This window comes from Actinomycetota bacterium (assembly GCA_019347575.1).
Lineage (GTDB): Bacteria > Actinomycetota > Nitriliruptoria > Nitriliruptorales > Nitriliruptoraceae > JAHWKY01.
Window position 1 is genome coordinate 70,818 of sequence record JAHWKY010000015.1, and the last position, 24,105, is coordinate 94,922.

The 24,105-nt window shown below is 70.5% G+C and carries 18 protein-coding genes; 9 read left to right on the top strand and 9 right to left on the bottom strand.

Features of this window, described 5'->3' with window-relative positions; all coding sequences use genetic code 11:
• The first annotated feature begins 60 nt into the window (after nucleotides 1–60).
• Genes KY469_11990 through hutI form a run of 5 tightly spaced genes read left to right on the top strand, consistent with a single transcriptional unit; the run spans nucleotide 61 to nucleotide 5,106 of the window.
• Nucleotides 61–855 (top strand): SDR family oxidoreductase, encoded by a 795-nt coding sequence (locus tag KY469_11990; protein ID MBW3663811.1) that lies wholly within the window; start codon nucleotides 61–63, stop codon nucleotides 853–855.
• Entirely contained in the window at nucleotides 855–1,253 is a 399-nt protein-coding gene (locus tag KY469_11995) for a RidA family protein (GenBank protein ID MBW3663812.1), read from the top strand. The genes KY469_11990 and KY469_11995 overlap by 1 nt, the downstream gene beginning before the upstream one ends.
• On the top strand, nucleotides 1,250–2,164 hold the full coding sequence (locus tag KY469_12000) for an agmatinase family protein (GenBank protein ID MBW3663813.1): 915 nt from the start codon (nucleotides 1,250–1,252) through the stop codon (nucleotides 2,162–2,164). The genes KY469_11995 and KY469_12000 overlap by 4 nt, the downstream gene beginning before the upstream one ends.
• Before the next feature lie 59 nt (nucleotides 2,165–2,223).
• Complete coding sequence (hutU, locus tag KY469_12005; protein MBW3663814.1) at nucleotides 2,224–3,882, top strand: urocanate hydratase; 1,659 nt, start codon at nucleotides 2,224–2,226, stop codon at nucleotides 3,880–3,882.
• Nucleotides 3,883–3,888: 6 nt separating this feature from the next.
• The gene (hutI, locus tag KY469_12010) at nucleotides 3,889–5,106 is read left to right on the top strand and encodes an imidazolonepropionase (GenBank protein MBW3663815.1); all 1,218 of its coding nucleotides are present in this window, start codon (nucleotides 3,889–3,891) and stop codon (nucleotides 5,104–5,106) included.
• A 99-nt stretch (nucleotides 5,107–5,205) separates the two neighbouring features.
• Here hutI and KY469_12015 read toward each other — a convergent pair whose 3' ends face one another.
• The 3 genes from KY469_12015 to KY469_12025 form a co-directional block, all read right to left on the bottom strand.
• Nucleotides 5,206–7,512, bottom strand: a complete 2,307-nt coding sequence (locus tag KY469_12015) for a hypothetical protein (GenBank protein ID MBW3663816.1) — start codon at nucleotides 7,510–7,512, stop codon at nucleotides 5,206–5,208.
• Nucleotides 7,513–7,756: 244 nt separating this feature from the next.
• Nucleotides 7,757–9,778: an ATP-grasp domain-containing protein gene (locus KY469_12020; protein MBW3663817.1), complete on the bottom strand. Its 2,022-nt coding sequence runs from the start codon at nucleotides 9,776–9,778 to the stop codon at nucleotides 7,757–7,759.
• Nucleotides 9,775–11,367 carry an acyl-CoA carboxylase subunit beta gene (locus KY469_12025; protein ID MBW3663818.1) on the bottom strand — a complete coding sequence of 531 codons (1,593 nt, stop codon included), beginning with the start codon at nucleotides 11,365–11,367 and terminating at the stop codon, nucleotides 9,775–9,777. Before KY469_12025 ends, KY469_12020 begins: the two co-directional genes overlap by 4 nt.
• A 113-nt stretch (nucleotides 11,368–11,480) precedes the next feature.
• On the opposite strand from KY469_12025, the gene KY469_12030 reads away from it, so the two are divergent.
• A complete protein-coding gene (locus KY469_12030; protein MBW3663819.1) occupies nucleotides 11,481–12,110 on the top strand; it encodes a TetR/AcrR family transcriptional regulator in 630 nt (209 codons plus the stop codon).
• Between the two features lie 51 nt (nucleotides 12,111–12,161).
• Here KY469_12030 and KY469_12035 read toward each other — a convergent pair whose 3' ends face one another.
• From KY469_12035 to KY469_12045, 3 genes are all read right to left on the bottom strand, one after another.
• Complete coding sequence (locus KY469_12035) at nucleotides 12,162–13,910, bottom strand: CehA/McbA family metallohydrolase (GenBank protein MBW3663820.1); 1,749 nt, start codon at nucleotides 13,908–13,910, stop codon at nucleotides 12,162–12,164.
• A gap of 133 nt (nucleotides 13,911–14,043) precedes the next feature.
• The gene (locus KY469_12040; GenBank protein MBW3663821.1) at nucleotides 14,044–14,664 is read right to left on the bottom strand and encodes a DUF2993 domain-containing protein; all 621 of its coding nucleotides are present in this window, start codon (nucleotides 14,662–14,664) and stop codon (nucleotides 14,044–14,046) included.
• Nucleotides 14,661–15,215, bottom strand: coding sequence for a dTDP-4-dehydrorhamnose 3,5-epimerase family protein (locus KY469_12045; GenBank protein MBW3663822.1), 555 nt, complete (start codon nucleotides 15,213–15,215; stop codon nucleotides 14,661–14,663). The genes KY469_12040 and KY469_12045 overlap by 4 nt, the downstream gene beginning before the upstream one ends.
• A 258-nt stretch (nucleotides 15,216–15,473) precedes the next feature.
• Between KY469_12045 and KY469_12050 the strand changes: the two genes are divergently transcribed.
• Complete coding sequence (locus KY469_12050; GenBank protein ID MBW3663823.1) at nucleotides 15,474–16,550, top strand: cell wall-binding repeat-containing protein; 1,077 nt, start codon at nucleotides 15,474–15,476, stop codon at nucleotides 16,548–16,550.
• 95 nt (nucleotides 16,551–16,645) lie between these two features.
• Here KY469_12050 and KY469_12055 read toward each other — a convergent pair whose 3' ends face one another.
• Both KY469_12055 and KY469_12060 read right to left on the bottom strand, forming a co-directional pair.
• A complete protein-coding gene (locus KY469_12055) occupies nucleotides 16,646–17,389 on the bottom strand; it encodes an NUDIX domain-containing protein (protein MBW3663824.1) in 744 nt (247 codons plus the stop codon).
• 19 nt (nucleotides 17,390–17,408) lie between these two features.
• Nucleotides 17,409–18,224 (bottom strand): HAMP domain-containing histidine kinase, encoded by an 816-nt coding sequence (locus tag KY469_12060; protein ID MBW3663825.1) that lies wholly within the window; start codon nucleotides 18,222–18,224, stop codon nucleotides 17,409–17,411.
• Between the two features lie 31 nt (nucleotides 18,225–18,255).
• On the opposite strand from KY469_12060, the gene KY469_12065 reads away from it, so the two are divergent.
• Together KY469_12065 and KY469_12070 are read left to right on the top strand one after the other, a co-directional pair.
• Nucleotides 18,256–20,256: a DNA gyrase subunit B gene (locus KY469_12065; protein ID MBW3663826.1), complete on the top strand. Its 2,001-nt coding sequence runs from the start codon at nucleotides 18,256–18,258 to the stop codon at nucleotides 20,254–20,256.
• 33 nt (nucleotides 20,257–20,289) lie between these two features.
• Nucleotides 20,290–22,716 carry a DNA topoisomerase 4 subunit A gene (locus KY469_12070; GenBank protein MBW3663827.1) on the top strand — a complete coding sequence of 809 codons (2,427 nt, stop codon included), beginning with the start codon at nucleotides 20,290–20,292 and terminating at the stop codon, nucleotides 22,714–22,716.
• 60 nt (nucleotides 22,717–22,776) lie between these two features.
• Here KY469_12070 and KY469_12075 read toward each other — a convergent pair whose 3' ends face one another.
• Nucleotides 22,777–23,904, bottom strand: coding sequence for a PQQ-dependent sugar dehydrogenase (locus KY469_12075; protein MBW3663828.1), 1,128 nt, complete (start codon nucleotides 23,902–23,904; stop codon nucleotides 22,777–22,779).
• Nucleotides 23,905–24,105 lie beyond the last annotated feature (201 nt).

The window sequence follows — 24,105 nt, forward strand, 5'->3', positions numbered from 1 at the left end:
TGGGAGCAGCCGCACAGGACGCTCGGCTAGCGTGGGCGTGCACACACCGGAGGGCTCGCCGTGTCCCGCCCGAACGACTGGAGCCGCGCGCTCGTCACCGGCGCGTCGGCAGGGATCGGCCGCTCGTTCGCCAAGCACCTCGCCGCCGAGGGCAGCGACCTCGTCGTCGTGGCGCGCACGGAGCCCCAGCTGAAGGACCTGGCGACCGAGCTGGAGGATCGTCACGGCGTGTCCGTCGAGGTCCTCGCAGCCGACCTCACCGTCGAGGACGAGCTCGCGCGCGTGGAGCTGCGACTACGCGACCAGGACCGTCCCGTCGACCTGCTGATCAACAACGCGGGGTTCGGGACCCACGGTCGCTTCCACGAGCTGGACGTCGAGACCGAGGAGTCACAGATCCGGCTCAACGTCATCGCCCTGGTCCGTCTGACCCACGCCGCGTTGGCAGCGATGGTGGCGCGGGGACGCGGGGGGGTCGTCAACGTCGCCTCGCTCGGGGCGTTCCAGCCCGATCCGTTCTTCGCGACGTACGGGGCGACCAAGAGCTTCGTTCTCAGCTTCACCGAGGCCGTCGCCAACGAGTTGCGTACGAGCCCCGTGACGGTGTCGTGCGTGGCTCCCGGCTTGACGCGCACCGAGTTCCAGGACCGCGCCGAGGTCGAGACCGGTGGGGTACCCGGCACCCTGTGGCAGTCACCCGAGGATGTGGTGACGGCGGCCCTCAACGGTGTCGCTTCCGGTCGGACCGTCATCGTCCCCGGCGGACTCAACCGCGTCACCGCCGCGGTGAGTCGCGTCACCCCCACGGCCATCACCCGTCGCATCGCCGCTGGACTCGTGAAGCGGCGCACCTGATGCGTCGCTCCCCGCCCGAGATCTCCCGCGCCAGCTCCGCCTCGCCGTACGAGGAGAGCTACGGCTTCAGCCGAGCGCTCCGGGTGGGCCAGGTCGTGCACGTCGGCGGCACCGGGCCGGTGTGGCCGGACGCCTCGTGCGATCCCGCCGTGGGGGTGCAGACGCGACGCTGCTTCGAGATCATCGCCGACGCGCTGGGCCAGGTCGGCGCGGGGATCACCGACGTCGTCCGCACGCGGATGTACCTCACCGACGCGGGTGATGCCGACGAGGTCGGCGCTATCCACGGCGAGCTGTTCAAGGGGGTCCAGCCGGCTGCGACGATGATCGTCGTCGCCGGGCTACTCGATCCGCGCTGGCGCATCGAGATCGAGGCGGACGCCCAGGTCCGAAGGTGACCATCGAGGATCCTCTCTGGCCCCGGGCAGGCCAGTGGCTCCAGTCCGACCCCGTTGGTGACGTGGGGCTGGCGGTCGTCGGGCTGCCGACGTCGTCCGGTTCCCTCAGTCCGTCGGAGGCGTGGCGGACGCCTGCGGCGGTGAGGGAGGCGCTGCACCGGCTGGCGTCGTTCGATGGCGAGTCCGGTACCGACCTGCGCGAGCTGGCGGCAGCGGACGTCGGCGACCTGCCGCTGACCGGACTCGACCCTGCCGAGGCCGTCGCGGCCATCGAGCACGCCGTGCGTGCTCTCCCGGTGGGTCCCGTCTACGCCTACCTGGGCGGCGACAACCTCGTCACGCACCCGCTCGTCAAGGGCAACAACCAGACGCCGCTGGAGCGGATGGGACTGCTGACCTTCGACGCGCACCACGACGTCCGCGAGCGCGCCGACGGTCAGCCGAGCAACGGCAGTCCCGTCCGGATGCTGATACAGGACGGGCTTGCGGGTGACCACGTCGCGCAGATCGGGATCCACACCTTCGCGAACTCGCGCGAGTACCGCGACTGGTGCGACGAGCGCGGCATCCGCGTCGTGACGATGGCGGAGGTCGAGGACGCCGGGATCGAGGCGGTCGTCGGCCCTGCGCTCGAGGAGCTCGCATCGCGGTGCGACGCCATCCACGTCGACGTCGATATCGACGTGCTGGACCGCGCCTTCGCCCCGGCGTGCCCGGGGTCACGCCCGGGTGGGATGACGCCCCGCCAGCTCTTCGACGGGGTGCGGCGGTGCGGGGCGCACCCTGCGGTGGTGTCCGCGGACTTCGTCGAGGTGGACGTGACGCATGACGTCGCGGACACCACGGTCCTGGCCACCGCCACGGCGCTACTGTCGTTCGCGGTGGGCATCAGCCAGCGCGCGCGAACTTGAATACTTGGGTGCGCGTGGGTGCCCCCAGGTATGCAAGTTCGATCGGAGGAGGCAACACGGTGAGCGAGCCCCGCCCCGTCCGTGCGGCGCGCGGTAGCGAGCTGCGCTGCCGCGGGTGGCTGGCAGAGGCGGCGCTGCGCTGCCTCGAGAACAACCTCGATCCGGAGGTCGCGGAGGCGCCGGACGAGCTCGTCGTCTACGGCGGACGGGGCCGGGCGGCGCGGTCCTGGGAGGCGTTCGACGCGATCGTAGCCACGCTCACCGACCTCGCGGAGGACGAGACGATGCTGGTGCAGTCGGGTAAGCCCGTCGGCGTGTTCACCACCCACCCGATGGCGCCCCGTGTGCTGATCGCCAACTCCCTGCTCGTGCCGGACTGGGCCACCTGGGAGGACTTCTGGGCGCTGGATGCACAGGGTCTGACGATGTACGGGCAGATGACGGCTGGCTCGTGGATCTACATCGGGACGCAGGGGATCCTGCAGGGCACCTACCAGACCTTCGCCGCCATCGCCGAGCAGCGGTTCGGTGGGACCCTCCGCGGGACGCTCACGCTGACCGCTGGTCTCGGGGGGATGGGCGGGGCGCAGCCGCTCGCGATCACGATGAACGATGGTGTGGCTCTGTGCGTCGAGGTCGACGCGGCCCGGATGGCCCGGCGGATCGAGACCGGCTACCTCGACTTCGCGGCGGAGGATCTCGACTCCGCGGTGCGGCTCGCGGAGGAGGCCAGGGAGCAGGGACGGGCGTTCTCGGTGGGCGTGGTGGGCAACGCGGCCGACGTCTTCCCCGAGCTGCTCGCGCGCGACGTCGAGATCGACATCGTGACCGACCAGACGTCGGCCCACGATCCGCTCCACGGCTACGTGCCGCGGGGACTGTCGCTCGAGGACGCCGCGGCCATGCGCTCCGACGACCCCCAGGGCTACGTCAAGCGGGCGCGCGAGTCTATGGCGACCCACTGCGAGGCCATGGTCGGCTTCCAGCGGGGCGGGGCGGAGGTGTTCGACTACGGCAACAACCTGCGGGGCGAGGCGCAGGCGGGTGGGTTCGGCGATGCGTTCGCCTACCCCGGGTTCGTTCCCGCCTACCTCCGCGAGCTGTTCTGCGAGGGGATGGGCCCGTTCCGTTGGGTGGCGCTGTCGGGCGACGAGGCCGACATCGCCGCGACCGATCACGCGATCGCCGAGCTGTTCCCTGAGGATCGCGCACTGCAGCGGTGGCTCGAGCTCGCGGCGGAGCGGGTGTCGTTCCAGGGGCTGCCGTCACGCATCTGCTGGCTCGGCTACGGCGACCGGCACCGCGCGGGGCTCGCCTTCAACGAGCTGGTCGCCGTGGGCGAGGTCAGCGCCCCGATCGTCATCGGCCGCGACCACCTCGACTCGGGCTCGGTCGCCTCGCCGTACCGCGAGACCGAGGCGATGGCCGACGGCTCCGACGCCATCGCCGACTGGCCCGTGCTGAACGCCCTGCTGAACGTGGCCTCGGGTGCCGCGTGGGTGGCGGTGCACCATGGCGGTGGGGTCGGGATGGGCAAATCCATCCACGCCGGGGCGCAGGTCGTCGCGGACGGCACCGACGACGGGGCGCGGCGGCTCAAGCGGGTCCTGACCAACGACCCCGGCACCGGCGTGATGCGTCACGCCGACGCGGGCTACGACCGGGCACGCGAGGTCGCGCGCGAGCGAGGCGTGCGCATCCCGATGCTGGGCGAGTAGGGCGACGTGGACCTGCTGATCACCGGCATCGGGGAGCTCGTCACGAACGCCCCGGGGTCGGCCGACCTCGTCGGTGCGGTCGCGGACGCGGCGGTCGCGGTGCGAGCGGGTCAGGTGGTGTTCGCCGGTCCCGTCGCGTCGCTGCCCGACGAGCTGCGAGAACTCGAGACCATCGATGTCGGAGGTCGCGCGGTGTTGCCCGGGTTCGTCGACGCGCACACCCACGTCGTGTTCGCCGGCGACCGCGCGGACGAGTTCGCGCGGAGGCTGCGGGGCGAGACCTACCAGGAGGTGCTCGCCTCCGGGGGAGGCATCCTCTCCACGGTCCGGGCGACGCGGGCAGCGGACGAGGAGTCGCTGATCGTCGCGGCGGCGGCGAGGCTCGACCGGATGCTGCGCCACGGTACGACGACCGCCGAGGCCAAGTCCGGTTACGGCCTCGACGTCGAGACCGAGCGCCGGTGCCTCGCGGTGATCCACGCCCTCGGCGAGCACCATCCCGTCGACCTCGTGCCGACGTTCCTCGGGGCGCACGCCGTGCCCTCGGACCACGGATCCGACCGCGACGGCTACGTGCGCTTCGTCGTCGAGGAGGCGCTGCCGGCCTGCGCCCCGCTCGCCGCGTTCTGCGACGTCTTCTGCGACGAGGGCGCGTTCACCGTGGACGAGTCGCGGCGCGTGTTGCAGGCAGGCGCTGCGGCCGGGCTCGGTCTGCGCATCCACGCGGACGAGCTGGCTCACTCGGGCGGGGCACGGCTGGCCGCCGAGGTCGGGGCGGCGTCAGCCGATCACCTCGCGTGGGTCGATGAGGCGGATGCCCAGGCGCTCGCGCAGTCGGGAACGGCGGCGGTGCTGCTGCCCGCGACGACGTTCTCGCTGCGGACGCGGCACTACGCACCGGGGCGGATGCTGTGGGACGCCGGCGTCACGGTCGCGCTGGGCACCGACTGCAACCCGGGCACGAGCTACACCGAGTCGATGCCGTTCGTGGTGGCCCTCGCGTGTCTCGAGCTCGGCCTGACCCCCGAGGAAGCCGTGTGGGCCGCGACGGCTGGGAGCGCGGACAGCCTCGGCCTGAACGACCGCGGCAGGCTGGTCGAGGGCGCGGCCGGGGACCTGATCGTCCTCGACGCCCCGAGCTACCGCCACCTGCCCTACCGCCCCGGCGTCGACCTCGTGCAGACCGTGGTCAAGGCGGGGCGCCCCGTCTGGACCGCCACCTGACCGCAGGCCCCCTGACCGCGGACGACCTCCGCGAAGATGTGTCATCGACGCGACTGCCGCACCAACCACACATCGTTGAGCCTGCGGCCGGGCCCGTGGTCAGGCGGGGCGGCGGCGCCGGAGGCCGATGGCGCCGAGGACCGGCAGAAGACCCAGCAGCGGGAGCGCGCCGGGAGCGGAACCCTCGTCCGGGGCGTCGACGCCGATACCCGGGGCGTCGTACTTCATCGCGTTCTCGAGGATGTACAGCCCGGTGTAGGTCAACGAGTAGTCCTTGAGGCCGTAGCGGTGGTCCTGCTCCTCGGTCGCCATGTGCAGCCCGCCACCGAGGATGCGGATCACGCCGTCGCCCACGGGGACCTCACCGACCGACGTCCGGCTGCCATCGTCCGAGTTGCCCGAGCCGGGACCGGTCGTGCCGACGACGGTGCCGCCGGCACCCTCCCACGCGGAGGTGGTGACGGTCGTCATGGGTGACGCGTTGTTGCCGATCCCGTAACCGATGAGGGTGAACTCGGCGAGCTGACGAGCGTTGGGGCGCAGGCCGGCCAGCAAGGGATGGCTGAAGTCGGTGAAGTTGGCGTAGGGCTGGTACACGTTGATGTCATCGATCGCGCTGGTCTCGACCACGCCGAGATCATCGAGCAGGTGCAGCGCACGGTCGGTGAGTATCAGGTTGCCTCCCGCTTCCACCCAGCTCTTGAGGTTGGCGACGTACGTCTCGACGTCGTAGGCGCGGCCCTCGGGATCCTCGGGCGTGACGATGTCGGCGATCACCAACGAGTCGTAGGCGTCCAGCGCGGCGGCGTCAGCGGCGACATCAGCGGGCAGGACCGGGTCGAGCCCTCCCGCGACGTGGTTGGACGTGTCCTCGAAGAACCGCATCGGGGTGGCGTCGTAGGGCACCTGCTCGACCGGCTCGCCGTTCCGACCGATGCCATCCGCTGCAGGTCCCGGCAAGGTTCCGACGCCGTCCTCGTCGGTGTCGGTGACGGTGTCGGGGTTGAACAGGTAGCCGGCCTTCCCGCCCGTGTCGATCTCGAACGTGGCGAACTCGTCGTCCTGGTACAGGGCGTACGCCATCGCGGTCTTGATGATCGCGCGCGTCGCGTTGATGTAGTTCTCCTGCAGCAGCACGCTCCAGGGACGGCCGTAGGCGCGGAAGTCGCTGTGGTTGAGCGCGATCTCGTAGTCCATCCCGGTGACACCGAGCTCGTTGGCCATGTAGTCGCCGATGAAGCCCGTGTCGGTGTACCCGAGGGTGTCCCAGACCGTGCCCCATCGGGCGGGCTTGGTCATGATCGTGTTGCGCGGCGCCCCGCTGTCCTCGAGGCCCTCGCCCGAGTCGCCTCCGGTGTTCTCCTCGATGACGTCGATGACCCCGAGGAACAACGTGTCGTCCATGACCGACTTGGTGCGCTCCGCGATGGCCATGAGCTGACGGTGCTTGATCGAGTCGAACTGACCAGCGGGGTACATGATGTCCGCCCAGGCCCGGGACTGACCCTCGCCGTGAACGTCCGCCCCGTACGCCATGAGCCCGTCGATGCCCTGGTCCGCCACCTCGTGCATGTGACGGTGGCCGTAGAGCATCTCGGCCTCTTCGAGCGGATTGCGGCTGGAGTTGATGCGGCCGACCGTCGGCATCTGACGGTTGAGGTCCGTGCCGCGGTAGTTGCCCCTGGAGTACAGCGGGAGGCGGTCGACGTTGGTGCCGCTGCCGTCGCCGGTCAGCGTGTTCGTGGTCTCGCCGGTGACCCAGCCGTCGATGTTGTAGGCGACGAAGTAGACCGCTTCCTGTGCGAGCACGTCCGCGACCTCGTGCTCGTGGATCTGCGGCTCGACACCGGTCGTGGATTCGTACCCCTCGACGCCATCGGCGATCTTGCCGCCGTCCTCGGCCGCGATGGCGAGATCCTCGACCGTTCGCAGGCCACCCTCGATGCCGCCCTTCTCGTCGCCGTGGACCGACAGCGAGAACAGCAGCGTCTGCTTGCCTTCGTCCGGGATCTCGTGGTCGGTCAGCTTGATGACCCAGATGTCGAAGCCGTCCCCGGTGTCGCTCTCCCAGTAGGAGATCTGGCGGTCGGGGCCCGCACTGACGGCGTCGTCGGTGCCGTAGTGATCGCGCAGCGTGTAGACACTGACCCACTGCGGGTACATCGCCGCCAGTGCTTCGATGCCGTGCTGGAACTCCCGGAAGTCCGTGCCGGGCTGTGGCAGGTACTGCACGTAGTCGGCCGTCGCGTGCGACTCGGGGAACACGCGCCCACCGCAGGCGGCCAGTGGGGGTCCTCCACCGTGGCCATCGGTGCAGACCGGCGTCGCCAGTCCGGGTGCGGCCGTCACGAACAGCGAAGCGGCCGCGATCAGGGTGGTGGCGAACAGGCGCAGCGATCGGTGCACGGCGAGTATCCCCTCGTGAGTCGGCGTCCTTCCCGCCGAGAGCTTCGACGCCCCGCCCCGCGTTTCCTCCCAGTGGGTGCAGATCGACCCGCCTTACGGGTCCAGATGCACACGCTGCCCCGCGACCCCCGCCAGTGGGTGCAGATCGACCCGCCTACCGGGTCCAGATGCACACGCTGCCCCGCGACCCCCGCCAGTGGGTGCAGATCGACCCGCCTACCGGGTCCAGATGCACACGCTGCGATCAGTCGGGCGGGGTGACGACGATCAGGACCTCGTCCGCGTCGACCTGGTCGCCGGCGGCGACGTGGACCTGCTCGACGGTCCCGGCGTGCGGGGCGGTGATCCGATGCTCCATCTTCATCGCCTCGACCACGCACAGAAGATCACCTTCTGCGACCTCGTCCCCCTCCTCGACCGCGACCGAGACGATCGCGCCGGGCATCGGGGCGAGCGTGGCGCCGGGGATGTCGGCGGGACGGTGCTCGGGGTAGCGCGGCTCCGCCAGGAGGCTCACCTGTCCGGTGGGCAGCAGCACGTGCCGCTCGCGCCCCGATGCGCTCACGCGTACGACGATCCTCACACCGTCCAGCTCCACGACGATCGCGCCGGCTGTCTCCTCCAACCCGAGAACCGCTGCGGGGCGGGGATCGCCCCCGTCCACGCGCACCGACCACTCGCCGCCCCGCCGGCCCTCGTACGCGATCTCGACCTCGTGGCCACCGGCGAGGTACCGGGCATGGTCGGCGCCGAGCGGGTGGCTCTCGAACCCCGCCGGGATCCCGCTCAGGACATCCCAGGGCCGGGCAGCCAGCTCCGCGAGCGTCGCCACGATGGCGGCGGTCTCGACCGCCGAGGGGTCCGGAGGGAACGTCCGCGCCGCCTGATCGGGGTAGTGCTCGTCGAGGAAGTGCGTCGTGGTCTCGCCGGCCATGAAGGCCTCGTGGCGCAGGACGTGCACCAGCAGGTCGCGGTTGGTGCGGACGCCGTCGATGAGCGTGCCCTCGAGCTCCCGTGCCAGCAGCGCCACGGCCTGTGCTCGCGTGAGGCCACGGGCGATGACCTTGGCGATCATGGGGTCGTAGTGGGTCGAGATGTCGTCGCCGGTCTCGACACCGCTGTCCCAACGCACACCCGGCTCATCCGGCCTGGGCACCGACGCCGGGGCGGGTCGAGCGAGCGAGCGTAGCGTCCCGGTGGCGGGGAGGTAGTCGTTGGCTGGGTCCTCGGCGTACAGACGTGCTTCGAGGGCGTGGCCGACCTGCTCGACGTCCGCCTGCTCGAACGGCAGCCGCTCCCCCGCCGCCACCGCGAGCTGCAGCGCCACGAGGTCCACCGGCGCCCCGCCGACTCGGACCACCGCTTCGGTGACGGGATGCTCGACCTGGAGGCGGGTGTTGATCTCGAGGAAGTTGAACTCGCCGTCGGCGTAGACGAACTCGACCGTGCCGGCGTTGCTGTACGACAGCGCGCGGCCCGCGTCGACGGCAGCGGTGGTGACCGCCGACCGTTCCGCTGGCGACAGGGTCGGGGCGGGCGATTCCTCGATGACCTTCTGGTGGCGGCGCTGGATCGAGCACTCACGCTCGAAGAGGTGGACGAGGCCGCCGTGTTCGTCGCCGAGGATCTGCACCTCGATGTGGCGGGGCGCCTCGATGTAGCGCTCGAGGAACACGCGCTCGTCGCCGAACGCCCCGGCCGCCTCTCGCTGCGCGGCCGCGACCGCCTCGGGCAGCTCGGGCGCGGAGCGGACCACCCGCATGCCCTTGCCCCCGCCCCCGGCCGCGGCCTTGACGAGGATCGGGAACCCGACCTCGTCCGCCGCGGCATCGACATCCACCTCGGCCGAGACCGCGATGCTCGCCAGCGTCGGCACGCCGGCGCCCCGCATCAGCTCCTTCGCCGCCAGCTTGTCCCCCATCTGGGCGATGACCTCCGGCCGCGGACCGACCCAGGTGAGCCCGGCCTCGATGACAGCAGCAGCGAAGTCGGCGTTCTCCGCGAGGAACCCGTAGCCGGGGTGGACCGCATCCGTCCCGGTCCTGCGGGCCGCATCCAGCAACGACTCCACGCGGAGGTAGGTGTCGCGGGGCGCGGTACCCGGAAGGCGCACGGCGACCTCGCACGACCGCACGTGCAGCGCCCCGGCGTCAGCATCGCTGAACACCGCCACCGGCACGATGCCGAGCACACGGCACGTGCCAGCGATGCGGACCGCGATCTCGCCGCGGTTCGCGATCAGCAGACGGGCGATGGTCACGGTCACATCCGGAACACGCCGTAGCCGCCTCGCGTGCCACGGACCTCGTCGGTGTGGATCGCCGAGAGCGCCATCCCGAGCACATGTCGGGTGTCACGGGGATCGATGACGCCGTCGTCCCAGATCTGGCCCGAGGCGAACAGCGCGTTGGACTCGGACTCGATCTGCTCCTCCACCATCGTGCGCACGGCGGCGTCCTGCTCGTCGGAGAACTCCTCGCCCCGGTTCTCGGCGGCGGCGCGGGCCACGATGGACAGCACGCCCGCGAGCTGCTGCGGGCCCATGACCGCGATGTGGTGGTTGGGCCAGGTGAAGAGGAACCTCGGGTCGTACGCGCGCCCCGCCATGCCGTAGTTGCCGGCCCCGTAGCTGGCCCCCATCATCAGCGTGACGTGCGGCACCTCGGAGTTGGTGACCGCGTTGATGAGCTTGGCGCCGTCCTTGATGATGCCGCCCTGCTCGTACTTGGTCCCGACCATGAACCCCGTGATGTTCTGGCAGAACAGGATGGGCACGTCGATCTGGTTGCACAGCTGGATGAACTGCGCTCCCTTCTCGGACTCCTCACTGAACAGCACGCCTTTGTTCGCCAGCACCCCGATCGGGAACCCGTGGATGCTCCCCCAGCCGGTCACGAGGTTGGTGCCGTAGCTGGGTTTGAACTCCTCGAAGCGGCTGCCGTCGAGGACCCGTGCGAGCACCTCGCGTGCGTCGAACGGCTCGCGGAGGTCGACGCTGGCGATGCCGAGGAGCTCCTCGGGGTCATGGACCGGCGGGTCGGACGGCAGCGTCGGTCCGGGTCCGAGCTTGCGCCAGTTGAGGTGGCCCACGATCTGCCGCGCGATGCGGAGCGCGTCGAGCTCGTCCTCCGCCAGGTAGTCGCCGAGTCCGCTGATCTTGGCGTGCATCTCGGCGCCGCCGAGCTCCTCCTCGTCCGCGTCCTCGCCGGTCGCCATCTTCACGAGCGGCGGGCCGCCGAGGAAGACCTTCGATCGCTCCTTGATCAGCACAACGTAGTCGCTCATCCCAGGCACGTACGCCCCGCCCGCCGTGGACGATCCGAAGACAACGCTGATCGTGGGGATGCGCTCCTTCGACTTGCGGGTCAGGCCCCAGAAGCTGCGCCCGCCCGGCACGAAGATGTCCTTCTGGGTCCGCAGGTCGGCGCCCGCCGACTCCGTGAGGTTGATCGACGGGAGCCGGTTCTCGAACGCGATCTGACCGACGCGCAGGCCCTTCTGGACCGAGTAGGGGTTCATCGCCCCGCCCTTGACGGTCGGGTCGGCGCCCCCGACGAGGCATTCCACGCCGTTGATCACGCCGATGCCGGCGACGGTCGATCCGCCGACGTGGAAGTCGCTGCCCCAGCCGGCGAGGGGGCACAGCTCGAGCCACGGCGAACCGGGATCGAGCAGCAGACGGATGCGCTCCCGGATCATGAGCTTCCCGCGATCGCGATGGCGCTGGAGCTTCTCGGGACCCCCGCCCGCGCGCGACTCGGCGAGCGCTTCATCCACCTTGGCGATCAGCGCGAGGTTGCCCTCGCGGTTGCGCTGGAAGATCTCGGACGACGGGTCGACGCGGGTGCCGAGCACGTCGGTGGGAGGGCTGGCGAGGGCGGGACGCACAGGCACACCTGGTTGCCGGGGATGGAGCGAGCAGCGTAGACTCCTTCAGTTCTTTGCGCAAGAACTGAAGGTTCCTTCACATGCCGACCGAGGTGGTGGCCCCGTCTCCCCCGGATCCGGGGACGAAGGCGCGGCGAACCTACGATGCGTTGCTCGATGCGATGGAGCGGCTGCTCGAGGGTGGCGGCTACCCCGCGGCCACGTCGACGGCGGTCGCCGCCGAAGCCGGCCTGTCGGTGGGCACCTTCTACGCCTACTTCTCCGACCGTGACGAGGCGCTGGCTGCGCTCTTCGCGCGGCGACTCGACGCCCTCATCGACGCCGTCGACGCCGCCCTGACGACCGATGCGCTCCTCGACGACGGCCTCGAGCCGGTGCTCGAGCGCGTCCTCGATGTGGTCCTCGACGGTTACGGCCGCCACGCGAGCGCCTTCCGCGCGGCGCTGGTCCAGCTGCCCTCCTCCCCCCCGATCGCGGCGGTCTACTGGGACCGCCACAGCCACAGTGCCGAGCTGATCGCGACCTTCCTCCGCCGCGCGCAGGCCGCCGGGGCGGTCCGCGACGGCGACGCCGACGTCCTGGCGCAGGCCCTCCTCGTGATCATGCAGGGCACCAACACCCCGGTCCTCCTCGCCCAGCCGCGGTCCCGCGGCACCCGCGCCATCCGCGCCGAGCTGCACCGGGCTCTCGCCGCCACGCTGCGACCCTGACGTCCGATCGCTGCAGTTGCTCCGTCGGACACCTCCGCGCGGGTACTCCGGCTACCGGCGGCGCCAGGCGACCAGGGCCGCCAAGATCGGCGCGAGCGCGAGCGCGCCGGTGGCTCCCGTCGTCGGCGTGGTGGCGCCGCCGGTGTTCCCGGGACCACCGGGAGGTTGGGAGCCACCAGGCGCCCCGTCACGCGGGTCGCTCGCACTCGCCCCCACCAGGAACACGGGGTTGGCGATCGTGCTGCGGCTCTCGTGATCGAGAGTCTCCACGCGCCACCAGGTCCCCAGCGGCCCCTCGTCGTCGGTGCGGTCGGCCCGCCAGGTGTGGGTGAACACGTCGCCGCTGACCGGCACCGTCTCGACGACGTCGCCGTTGCGGATGACACGTAGCGACTGCCCGTCGCCGCCGGTGACCGTGACGGTCACGTCGGCCTCGTCCGCGGCGAGGATCCCGCCGAAGGTGGCGCGCTGACCACCATCGGTGCTGGCGTCGAGCTCGAGTGCGGGGCTGTCGGCCACACCGCGGACCCGCACGTAGGCGCGCCCCGCCCGGACCGCCCGCGCGATCGCGTCGACCGAGAGCTCGTCGGCGAACACCGCGGTCGCGGGGACGCCGTGCGGGGCGTAGGTCGTGGCCCCGATGGGATCGGTCGGTCCGTCGCCGGAGAGCTTGTCGTCCGACCCCCCGACGGCCGTGATCCGGTACCCCTGGTTCAGCAGGTCCTCCCACAGCTCGATGGCCTCTGCCATGAACGGGTTCTCGAACGCGGGCGCGTCGGGGTCCCCGCCAGGGTGGACAGTTCCGGGTCCGGTCTGCACCTCGATGGTGTGGACCTGGCGGAGGTCGATCTCGTCCGACAGCTCCCACTCGCACCCGCGGCAGAAGCTTCGGAACGCCGGACCCTCGAAGGTCGTGGGGTGGGCGATCTGGAACAGCGCCCCGCGGGCCACCACCTCGCGCTGGATGGCGCCGATCGTGATGTCCTCGAAGCCGTGGCGGTACTCGTAGTAGCCGGGCGTCGGTCCGAGCGAGATGGCGTGCCCGAAGTAGGTGATGATCTCACGTGACGGCCAGAACAGCACGTCGGGATTGGCGCGCTGGACCGCCCCGAGCTGCTCCCAGTGCACCCCGGTGACGTACTCGGTCAGGGGGAAGAAGTCGAGCCCCTGCGACCGGGCGAAGTGGGCGAAGGCCTGGTAGTCGGGCGCGTTGGGGTTGGAGTGGAAGCCGTGCATGTGGAAGTCGCCGTGGTACCAGCCGGGTGACGGGTCGGCGACGTGGTCCGGGTCGACGGGGTCCGGCTCGGGGGGCGGTCCCACCTCCGGGTCGAGGCAGCGGATGTGCACCTCCCAGCTCGCACCCGAGGGACCGACGGCCGCGAACCCCAGCTCGGCCCACCACACCCCCGGCTCAACCGTGCCCGGGAAGTAGGTGCGCTCCGCGTCGTCGGACTGGACGAACACGCTGCGGTGGCGGCTGCCGGACCAGCCGCGGAAGCCCGCCTGCTCGCGGTACCCGTCCTGATCCCACAGCCCGAGATCGAGCACGGTCTGCGTCAGCGGAGTCGAGGGCGCCGGGACGCGGTCGGCCCAGTCGTAGTCGACCTCCACCCGCGTGGTCCCCGCTGCCACCTCGAAGGGGAACACGCCGTAGGTGCGCGCGTCCTCCGTCTCCACCTCGCCAGTCAGCACCACCGGATCACCGTCCGGGACGCAGCGGGGCGCGTCCTGAGCCGCGGCCAGCCCCGGCAGGAGGGCGAGCGCCGTCGCGAGCACCGCGGCGACCAGGAACCGAGGCACCGTCCCATCCCCTCTGTTGCCCGTGGTGACCGTAGCTGGGCGTGGAGGCCGTCGGCGTTCGTGTGCATGCTGGCTCGGTCATGACCGAGCGCAACTACACACCGCGGTCGGCGCCCACGTCCCTCAGCGTCCGTCATCGTCCGCTGAGGAGGCGTGGGGGGCGGTCAACGGTGCAGGCGACGATGACGCGGTCCTGCTCGAGCGTCAGGGTGGGGGCGCACGGGAGGAGGTCGGCGGGCAGGGTCACGCGGAGGTCGGCGACGCCCGCCACGTTCAGTGTCAGCGTGCTGTCCTGGATGGTCGGCACGACCTCGACGCCGCCAGCGGGTGTGCTGACCAGGACGTGGTCGGGGGTGACTCCGACCGCAACGCCCCCGAGGGCCCGGCCCAATGCTGAGGCGCTGATCGTGACGGTGATGACACCACTGTCGATGTCCCGGACCCGGACGTCGCCACCGAACATCGCCATACGGTCGAACTCGATCCCGCGCAGTTCGAAGCGGACCTCGCTGAACGAGAGGCTCTGACCCGCGACCTCGTCGAGGGTGACGGACAGGCTGGGGACCTTCCCGGTTGCCAGCAGGCGAGCGACGACCGGGAAGGTGCCGATGTCGGCCGACGCCGCCGTGATCACCCGGCTGCGTGCACCCACCTCCTCCTCGATGCGCCCTTCGGCGTAAGGCGGAGCGGCGACCTCGGCGACGAGCCACACGACCACGGCGAGCAGGAACATGATGGAGAGGAGCTTCCTCACGCCCGGGCGTCCCTGGTGAGGTCGGTCAGGGTCGGGTTCGACCGGTCGGCATCGCTGAGGATGGGGTGGCCGACCGGCCACTCGACCGCGAGCGTGGGATCATCCCAGGCGACGGCGCGCTTGTCGACGTCGGGGCGCCAGTAGTCGGTGACGTCGTAGAGGTATTCGCACGGTCCGTCGCCGATGACGCAGTAGCTGTTGGCGAGGCCCTGGCTGATGAACAGCTTGATCCGCTCTCCCTCGGGTGGGTCACCGAGCACGAAGGTGGCGGCCTGCCCGTACGTGGCGCTGTCCTCGCGGATGTCGGCGATGGCGCAGAACGCGGTGCCTCGGGCCACGTACACGAGCTTGTCCCAGGGTTCGGCGTGGAAGCCCCGCAGGACACCCGGCTGGGAGCGGGCGTGGTTGCCCTGCACGAACCGCAGCTCGCGTCCGAGCGCTTCCTGCAGTTCGTCGAGTTGGTGCGTCTGGCGGAAGAAGCCGCGCTCGTCACCGTGGCTGTCCCAGCGGACGACGAACAGGCCCTCGATCGCGGTCGTCTCGACGGGCAAGTACCGGCTCCAGGGCGGGGGAGACCGAACCTAGCGACCAGTTCCGCCACGAACCGATCCATCACCACCGAGGGGGCACGTCGCACCCCATCCTTGATGCGGCCAGGCCGGTGGGCTACGTGTAGCGCATCCGGGAGTGGGGCAGACGGGACGCGCGGGTGGGATGGGGGAACGTCCCGCATCCAGCGAGCACCCCGACGCGGCGTTCCGCACTCACCTCACGGGCACCTTCAACCATCTGCAACGAGAGGAACGCACGTGCGTACATCCGCAACCGCGCGACGCTGGGAACGGGGGATCCTGGCGCTCGTCCTGGCCACAGCGGTCGCCCTGACCGCGGTCGCCCACACCGATGCCGAAGCCATCGACGGCCCTGTCGACGTGGTCTACATCGCTACCGGCAACAACTTCGCCGACGCGCTCGTCGCGTCCGTCGTCGCCGCCATGAACGGGGCGCCGCTGCTGACCGTCAAGAGCCCCGGCGTGTTCGGCGACGAGATCCCACAGGTGACCAAGGACAAACTCACCGAACTCAAGCCCGCCAGGATCGTCGTGCTCGGCGGTCCCGCGGCCGTGTCCGACAAGGTCTTCAACGAGCTGAAGGTCTACTCGCCCGACGTCACCCGCGTCGAGGGCGAGGACCGCTTCGAGACCGCCGCGCTCATCGCCGACCTCGTCCCCGAGGCGGTCAAGCGGGCGTTCTTCGCGGACAAGGCCGGGGATGCGGACACCCTCGACGGCAAGGACTCCACCGCGTTCGCGCTCAGCGACAAGGCGTGTCCTAGCGGTCAGGTCGCCAAGGGCACCAACGAGGCCGGCAACCCCATCTGCACCCCCGACAACACCAACGGCGGCGACGCCGACACCCTCGACGGCCTCGACTCCACAGCGTTCGCTCCAACAGGCCACGCGCACCTCGATCTGTTCGAGATCGCACACAGCACGAACGGCGTGGTGATAACCGGTACGGCGTTCACGGACGTCGGCACGATGTCGGTCGAGGTCACGGTCCCAGCCGGGCACCAGGCCATCCTGGTGGCGCGCTACACCGCTGAATCCGAATGTAGGGGCGCGGCCGAGACGTGGTGTTCGGTCCGTATCGTCGTCGATGGAACCGAGGCCCACCCTCAAGAGGGCGCGCTCGCCGCGTTCGACAGCGCGGCTGAGGACGCGACCGCCGAAGATGACTTCGAGTCCCACGCGATCGACCGATCCTCGGATCTGCTAGGTCCTGGCACGTACACGGTCACCGTCCAGGCCCGCACTTTCAGCAACACGGATACTCTTTGGCTCGACGACCACCACCTCACCGTCGAGGCCAAACTCGTCAGCTAGCGGCCAGCACCGGGGCCCATCCTCCCGCCCGTCGGGTTGGACCGGTCGGCGTCGCTGAAGATGGCGGCGTCGACCGGCCATCGACACGGATGTACCTAGGCACCGCCCCGGCTCGTGCGGATGCGCTCGGCGACGCGGCGTTCCTCGGCGTCGACGGCGAAAGCGCCGGGGACGTAGCGGTACAGCTCGGCGGGGCGCCCCGGGCCCTCCTGGCGCCTGTCGCCGGTGGGCTCGATCACGCCGGCGTCGCGCAGGTCGCGGCGGAAGTTGCGCACGTCGAGCTCGTGCCCGAGGGCCGCCTCGTAGACGCCCTGCAGCTCCGGCAGGGTGAACTCCTCTGCGAGCAGCTCGAACGCCACCGGGGCGTAGCGGGTCTTGGCGCGGAGCCGCTCCACGGCGACCGCGACGATCCGTTCGTGATCGAAGCCCAGTCGGGCGGGCAGCGCAGCCACGGGCCACCAGCGCAGATCAGCCGACCCGTCGCGATCAACCACCTCGGGCTGTGCGAGCCCGAGGTACGCGACCGACACGACGCGGCCGCGCGGGTCGCGCCCCGGCGCGTCGCCGCGCTGCGGCTGATCGAACGTCGCGAGCTGCTCGAGCCAGACGTCGACGACCGCCGTCTTGGCGGCCAGGGCCCGCCGCGCCGTCTCATCGAGTGTCTCGTCGGGTGTGCTGAACGACCCTGGCAGCGCCCAGTCGTCCTCGAACGGCTCGTAGGGGCGCCGCAGGAGCAGCACGTGCAGCTGGTCGTCGACGACGGCGCACAGTGCCACGTCCACCGCCACGTAGAGCGGTTCGGGCGGCCAGGCCGGTTCGACGGAGGTCACGGCGCACATCCTCGCACGCCGTGCGAGATCAGGCGCGCTCGGGGATGTGGCGTCCGTCGGCGATCGGGAGCGTGAAGCAGAAGCTGGCGCCGGTAGCCGTCGGCTCGTACCAGGCGCGACCACCCTGTGCCTCGGCCAAGCCGCGCACGATCGCCAGGCCGAGCCCGGTCCCGCCCTTGCTGAGGACGTCCGGGGTGCGGGCACGACGGAAGCGCTCGAACAGGTGCGGCACGAACTCGTTGGGCACACCGGGTCCGGAGTCGTTGACGCGGACGAGGACGAAGTCGTCGACCGGAGCGGCAGCGACACCGATCGGGGGCTCGCCGTACTTGGCCGCGTTGCCGAGGTAGTTGACGAGCATCTCGCGCACGTCCTCGGCGTCGGCCAGGACCTCGACGCTGGGATCGCACTGCACCTCGATCGTCGTAGCGGGCCCGACCGTCTCGATCGCGTCCGAGATCGCGCCCCGCACGTTCACCCGAGCGGGTTCGAGCAGCAACGCGCCGGCATCGACGCGGCTCAGCTCGAGCAGGTCGGTGGTCAGTCCACTCAGCCGCTGTGCTTGACGGTTGATGGCGTCGAGGTAGCGCAGCTTGTCGTCGTCGTCGAGCTCGGCCCAGTGCTTGCGCAGGAACGTCGCGAAGCCGCTGATGGCTGCCAGTGGCGTGCGGAACTCGTGCACCGCCGTGCTGAGCAGCAGCTGCACGTCGCTCGCGTCGAACCCGCCCTCCGACGCCCCGTCCGTGGGGTCGAGCACGATCCGGCCCGGGCTGCCATCGTCCGTCGCAGCATGACCGAGGGTCTGCTGGTCCGTCTTCGGCGGCCCCGTCTGATCCGGCTTCACGCCGCTCCCCTCGTGGTGCGAGTCCTTGAGCATGGTGGGGACTTCGCCACGCTCCGCGACATCTCCTGCACGCCCCACCTGTTCGGGCTCGTCTCAGGGACCGTTTACCTTCCATACCGTGACCGAGTACTCCGCCAAGAACATCAACGTCCTGAAGGGGCTGCAGGGCGTGCGCAAGCGCCCCGCGATGTACATCGGCTCGACCGATACCCGCGGGCTGCACCACCTCGTGTGGGAGGTGGTCGACAACGCCGTCGACGAGCACCTCGCCGGTCACTGCTCCACGATCAAGGTCGTGCTGCTCGAGGACGGTGGCGTCGAGGTGATCGACGACGGCCGCGGGATACCCGTCGATCGCCACCCGACCGAGCGCAAACCGGCGGTCGAGGTGGCGCTGACGCTGCTCCACGCGGGGGGCAAGTTCGATCGCGAGGCCTACCACGTGTCCGGTGGACTTCACGGTGTGGGTGTGTCGGTCGTCAACGCGCTGTCGCGCCGCACCGAGGTAGAGGTCGCCCGCGACGGCTACCGCCACACCATCGCGTTCGAGCGCGGGAAGAAGAAGGAAGCACTCGCCAAGGCGGGTCGTCGCAAGACGACCGGCACGACGGTGAGGTTCTGGCCCGACGAGACCATCTTCGAGACGACCGAGCTCAACTACGACACCGTCGCCGAGCGGTTGCGCGAGACCTCCCTGCTCAACCCCGGGCTCAGGTGCGTCCTCGTTGACGAGCGCAGCGGCAGGTCGGAGTCGTGGCAGTACAAGAAGGGCATCGCGGACTTCGTGAACCAGCTCCTCGATGGCAAGGAGGCACTGGTCAAGCCCATCGAGATCAGCCACGACGGCGACTTCGACGGCAACCGCATGACGCTCGACCTCGCCGTCACCTGGAGCGAGGGCTTCCACGACCAGCGGCTGAGGTCGTACGTCAACATCGTCCGCACGGCGGACGGAGGGACCCACGAAGAGGGCTTCCGCCGCGCCCTGACGCGCGTGCTCAACGACTTCGGTCGCGACAGCGGCGGGCTGACCAAGAAGGATCCCAACCTCAGCGGCGACGACATCCGCGAGGGCCTCGTGGCGGTCCTCTCGCTGAAGCTGCCCGATCCGCAGTTCGAGGGCCAGACGAAGGGTCGCCTGGGATCGACCATCGCGCGCAGCTACGTCGAGACCGTCGTCGCCGAGGAGCTGCAGAAGTGGCTCGTGAAGCACAAGACCGCGGGGCGCCGGATCATCAAGCGCGCGGCCGTCGCCGCCAAGGCACGCCACGCCGCCAAGGCGGCCCGCGAGCTGACCCGCCGCAAGGGACTGCTCGACGCCCAGTCCGCCGGCCTGCCGGGCAAGCTCGCCGACTGCACCTCACGCAACCCCGCCGAGACCGAGCTGTACGTCGTCGAGGGAGACTCAGCAGGTGGGTCGTCGAAGATGGCGCGCGACCGCCACACCCAGGCGATCCTGCCGCTCCGCGGCAAGGTCCTGAACGTGCAGAAGGCACAGCTGCGCAAGGTCCTCGAGAACGCCGAGATCCAGGCCCTGGTCAAGGCCATCGGCACCGGCGTCGAGCCCAGCTTCGAGCCCGACAAGCTGCGCTACGACAAGATCATCCTCATGGCCGACGCGGACGTCGATGGCGGCCACATCACCACGCTGCTGCTGACGTTCTTCCACAAGATGACGCCCCAGCTCATCGAGGGCGGAAAGGTCTACCTCGCGCAGCCGCCGCTGTACCAGCTGCGCAAGGGCAGCCAGGTCGCGTACGCCATGACCGACGCGCAGCGGGACGAGCTGCTCAAGCACGACTTCAAGGGTGGTCGCGTCGACGTCCAGCGCTTCAAGGGGCTCGGCGAGATGGACGCCGAGCAGCTCTGGTCGACCACCATGGACCCTCAGCGCCGCACGCTGCTCCGTGTGACCGTCGCCGACGCCGAGCGGGCCAGCGCCCTGTTCGAGCTGCTCATGGGTAACCAGACCGACCCCCGACGGGACTGGATCGTGGACAACGCCCGCTTCGCCGCCAACGTCGACGTGTGACCGTGACGCCCGCCCGACCCCTCCGGAGGCACCGTGAGCCCCGCCAAGAAGACCCGTAAGAAGAAGAGCCCGGCCGGGGGCGCATCCCAGCTCGACCTGCTCCAGGTCGGCGGCGTCGTGGACGTCGCCATCGAGGACCGCATGGAGCAGGCGTTCCTCGACTACGCGATGTCGGTCATCGTCGGCCGCGCGCTCCCGGATGCGCGTGACGGGCTGAAGCCGGTGCAGCGCCGGATCCTCTACACGATGTGGGAGACCGGGCTGCGCCCCGACCGCCCCTACCGCAAGTGCGCCTCGGCGGTCGGCGAGGTGATGAAGAAGTACCACCCCCACGGCGACACCGCGATCTACGACGCGCTCGTGCGGATGGCGCAGGACTTCTCGACCCGCGAGCTCCTGGTGGACGGGCACGGCAACTTCGGCTCGATCGACGGCGATCCACCCGCCGCGATGCGGTACACCGAGGCGCGCCTGTCCCTGCTCGCGATGGAGCTGCTCGACGGCATCGACGAGGACACCGTCGACTACGTCCCCAACTACGACGGGTACGAGCGCGAGCCGGTCGTGTTGCCGGCGCGGTTCCCGAACCTGCTCGTCAACGGCGCCACCGGGATCGCCGTCGGCATGGCGACCAACATCGCCCCGCACAACCTCGGCGAGGTGATCGACGCCTGTCTGCACCTGATCGACAAGCCCAAGGCGACCGCACAGCAGCTCATGAGGTTCGTGCCCGCGCCCGACTTCCCGACCGGCGCGCGCATCGTCGAGAGCGACGGGATCCGCGACGCGATGATCGCGGGGCGGGGCGCGGTGACGCTCGAGGCGGTCGCGACCACCGAGGTGCGCTCCGGCAACCTCCCCCGCATCGTCATCACCGAGATCCCCTACCAGGTGAACAAGGCCAACCTCCTCGAGAAGATCGCCGGCCTGGTGCAGAAGAAGGAGTTCGAGGCCATCCGCGACCTGCGCGACGAGTCGTCACGCGACGGGATGCGGATCGTGATCGAGCTCAAGCGGGGCGAGGATCCCGCGCGGGTCCTCGAACGCCTCTACCGCAAGACCGACCTGCGCACGAACTTCAACGTCAACTGCGTCGCGCTCGTCGACGGGGCGCCGCAGACGCTGGGGATCAAGGAAGCGCTCGAGATCTACCTCGCGCACCAGCGCGAGGTCCTGACCCGTCGGACCGAGCACCGGCTCAAGCGCGCCGAGGACCGGGCCCACATCCTCGAGGGGCTGCTCCACGCGCTCGACTACCTCGACGAGGTCATCGCGCTCATCCGAGGCAGCGACTCGGCCGAGGACGCCAAGCACGGGCTGATCAGCGACTTCGAGCTCAGCGAGCGTCAGGCCCAGGCCGTGCTCGACATGCAGCTGCGCCGGCTGGCCGCACTCGAACGGGCCGCACTCGAGGACGAGTACCAGGAGCTGCTCGAGATCATCGAGGCGCTCCAGGCGATCCTGCGCTCCAAGGCGCGGCTCGACGAGGTCCTCAGGGAGGAGCTCACCGAGATCCAGCGCATCCACGCCACGCCCCGACGGTCGGTGATCGTGGCCGCGGGCGAGGTCACCGACGACGAGATCCTGGAGACCGGCTCGGACGTCGTGTTCGAGGCCCAGGACGTGACCGTGTACGTCACCCAGGGGGCGTACGTGAAGGTGGTTCCGCAGCGCCGCACCACGCCCGCGCACAAGCATGGCCACGACCCCTTGGTGGCGGTGCTGCGTGCCACGACCGACCACAGCATCCTGCTCGTCGACCGGGCCGGGAACGGCTACCGCATCGACCTCTCCGACGTGCCGGTGCAGCAGCCGCGCCACCGGGGCGTCTCGGTCGACCAGCTCATCGGCACGGGACCCGACGTCCCACTCGCCGGGGCGGCGGTGCTCTACGCGGGCGCCACGGTCCTGACAGTCTCGGTGGCGGGACAGGTGAAGCGCACCGATGCCGAGGAGTACCTCACGCGGCAGCGGCAGATCCAGGCAGCCGGGGTGAGGGACACGGACGAGATCGAGTTCGTCGCCGCGGCGACCGACGACGACCACCTCGTGCTGGCTCACGACCAGGGGCTGGTGGCCCGCTTCCCGCTGTCGGAGGTCCGCACGACGGGCCGCACGGCATCGGGCGTCGCCGGGATGAAGCTGCCCAAGGGGGCGAAGCTGGTGTCCGCGACGATCGTCGAGGCCGGCAGCGACGAGGGCGAGATCGCGACCATCGCTGGTGACGGCACCGGCTTCCGCGCCCCGCTGTCGCAGTACCCGGTCCAGGGGCGGGGCGGCAAGGGCGTGAAGGCCGGGCCCGATCGGCTGCTCTACTGCGGCGTCGCGCGCGACCTGCACCTGCACGGCGACCCTGCCGCCGTCGTCCGCCCCGTCGACCTCCCGGTCGGCAAGCGCAACGGCAAGGGGGCGCCGCTCGACGCGGCCGTCGGGGCGCCGGTCATCCCCGAACACGCCTGATCCCGGGAGTGGGAGCGGAACACCGCGCTCGGCGGCGGGAAACTGCTCCCGCTCGGTTCCCTAGCTCGCGGGGACGATGCGGAAGACGCTGCCGCCGGCGGTGGTGAGGTACAGCTCACCCGCGGCGTCGAGGCCGAACGAGGTGGGGCCGGCGTAGCCGCTGACCGACTCGCCGGTCTCGGCGCTGAGGCCTTCGAGCTGGTCGGTCCAGTCGCGCTCGTCGGTGACCTGACCGTCCTCGTGGCGGAAGCTACGCACGAACCCGCCGCACACGTCGGCGTAGAGGTAGTGGCCGTGCAGCTGCGGGATCGCCTCGCCGCGGTAGACGTACCCGCCGATCACCGCGCAGCCCTCGTCCGTCGGGTACTCGAACACGGGCAGCGTCAGGCCTGCCGTGGAGCAGTCCTGGGGTGGGTCGAAGCAGTGGTTGCCCTCGGTGATCGGCCAGCCGAAGTTCAGCCCGCTGGCATCGGCGGGGACGACGTTGACCTCCTCGAAGGCGTTCTGACCGACGTCGGCGATGTACAGCAGCCCCTCGGCCTCGTCGAACGAGAACCGCCACGGGTTGCGCAGTCCGTAGTGCCACACCTCCCGCGCTCCGTCCCCGCCGTCGGCGAAGGGGTTGTCTGCAGGGACCTCGTACGGCGCCCCGCCGTCGACGTCGACGCGCAGGATCGTGCCGAGCAAGGTGTCGGGGCGCTGGCCGTTGCCGAACTGATCGCCCGCGCCGCCGCCGTCGCCGAGCGCGAGGTACAGCATCCCGTCGGGTCCGAACGCGAGCATCCCGCCGTTGTGGTTGCTCGCCGGCTGGTCCGCCGACAGCAGCTCCGCGACCGGTGCGGAGGACGCGACGTCAGGATCGTCGCTGACGGCGTACTCGACCAGTGCGGTGTCGCCACCACCGTCGGTGTAGTGGACGAAGAAGCGGCCGTTCGAGGCGTACTCGGGATGGAACGCCAGACCCAACAGGCCGCGCTCGTTGCCCACGCTGACCACCTCGCTGAGGTCGAGGAAAACGTCGGGTCCGCTGCCACGGCCGCCCACTCGTACGGCGGCCGTCATCGGGTCGGTGAGCACCAGGACCCGCCCCGACTGCTCCACGATGAACAGCCGGTCGTCGTCAGGTGGTGCCGTGACGTACAGGGGGCCACGCAGCCCGGTCGCCACCTCCTCCAGCGCAAGTCGCACGTCGGCGTGCCCGACCGTCGCGGTCGGTCCCGGCGTGGACGTCGCGTCAACCGTCGTCGGGACGGACGTCGGACCGCTCGCCGTCGGCGCTTCGGTCGGGGCGCGGGTCGTCGAGGCGGGAGGGGCGAGCTCCTGGTCGGGTCCACACGACACCGCGGCCAGTAGCACGACCACGGCCACGCCTGACCAGGCGGAGGAGCG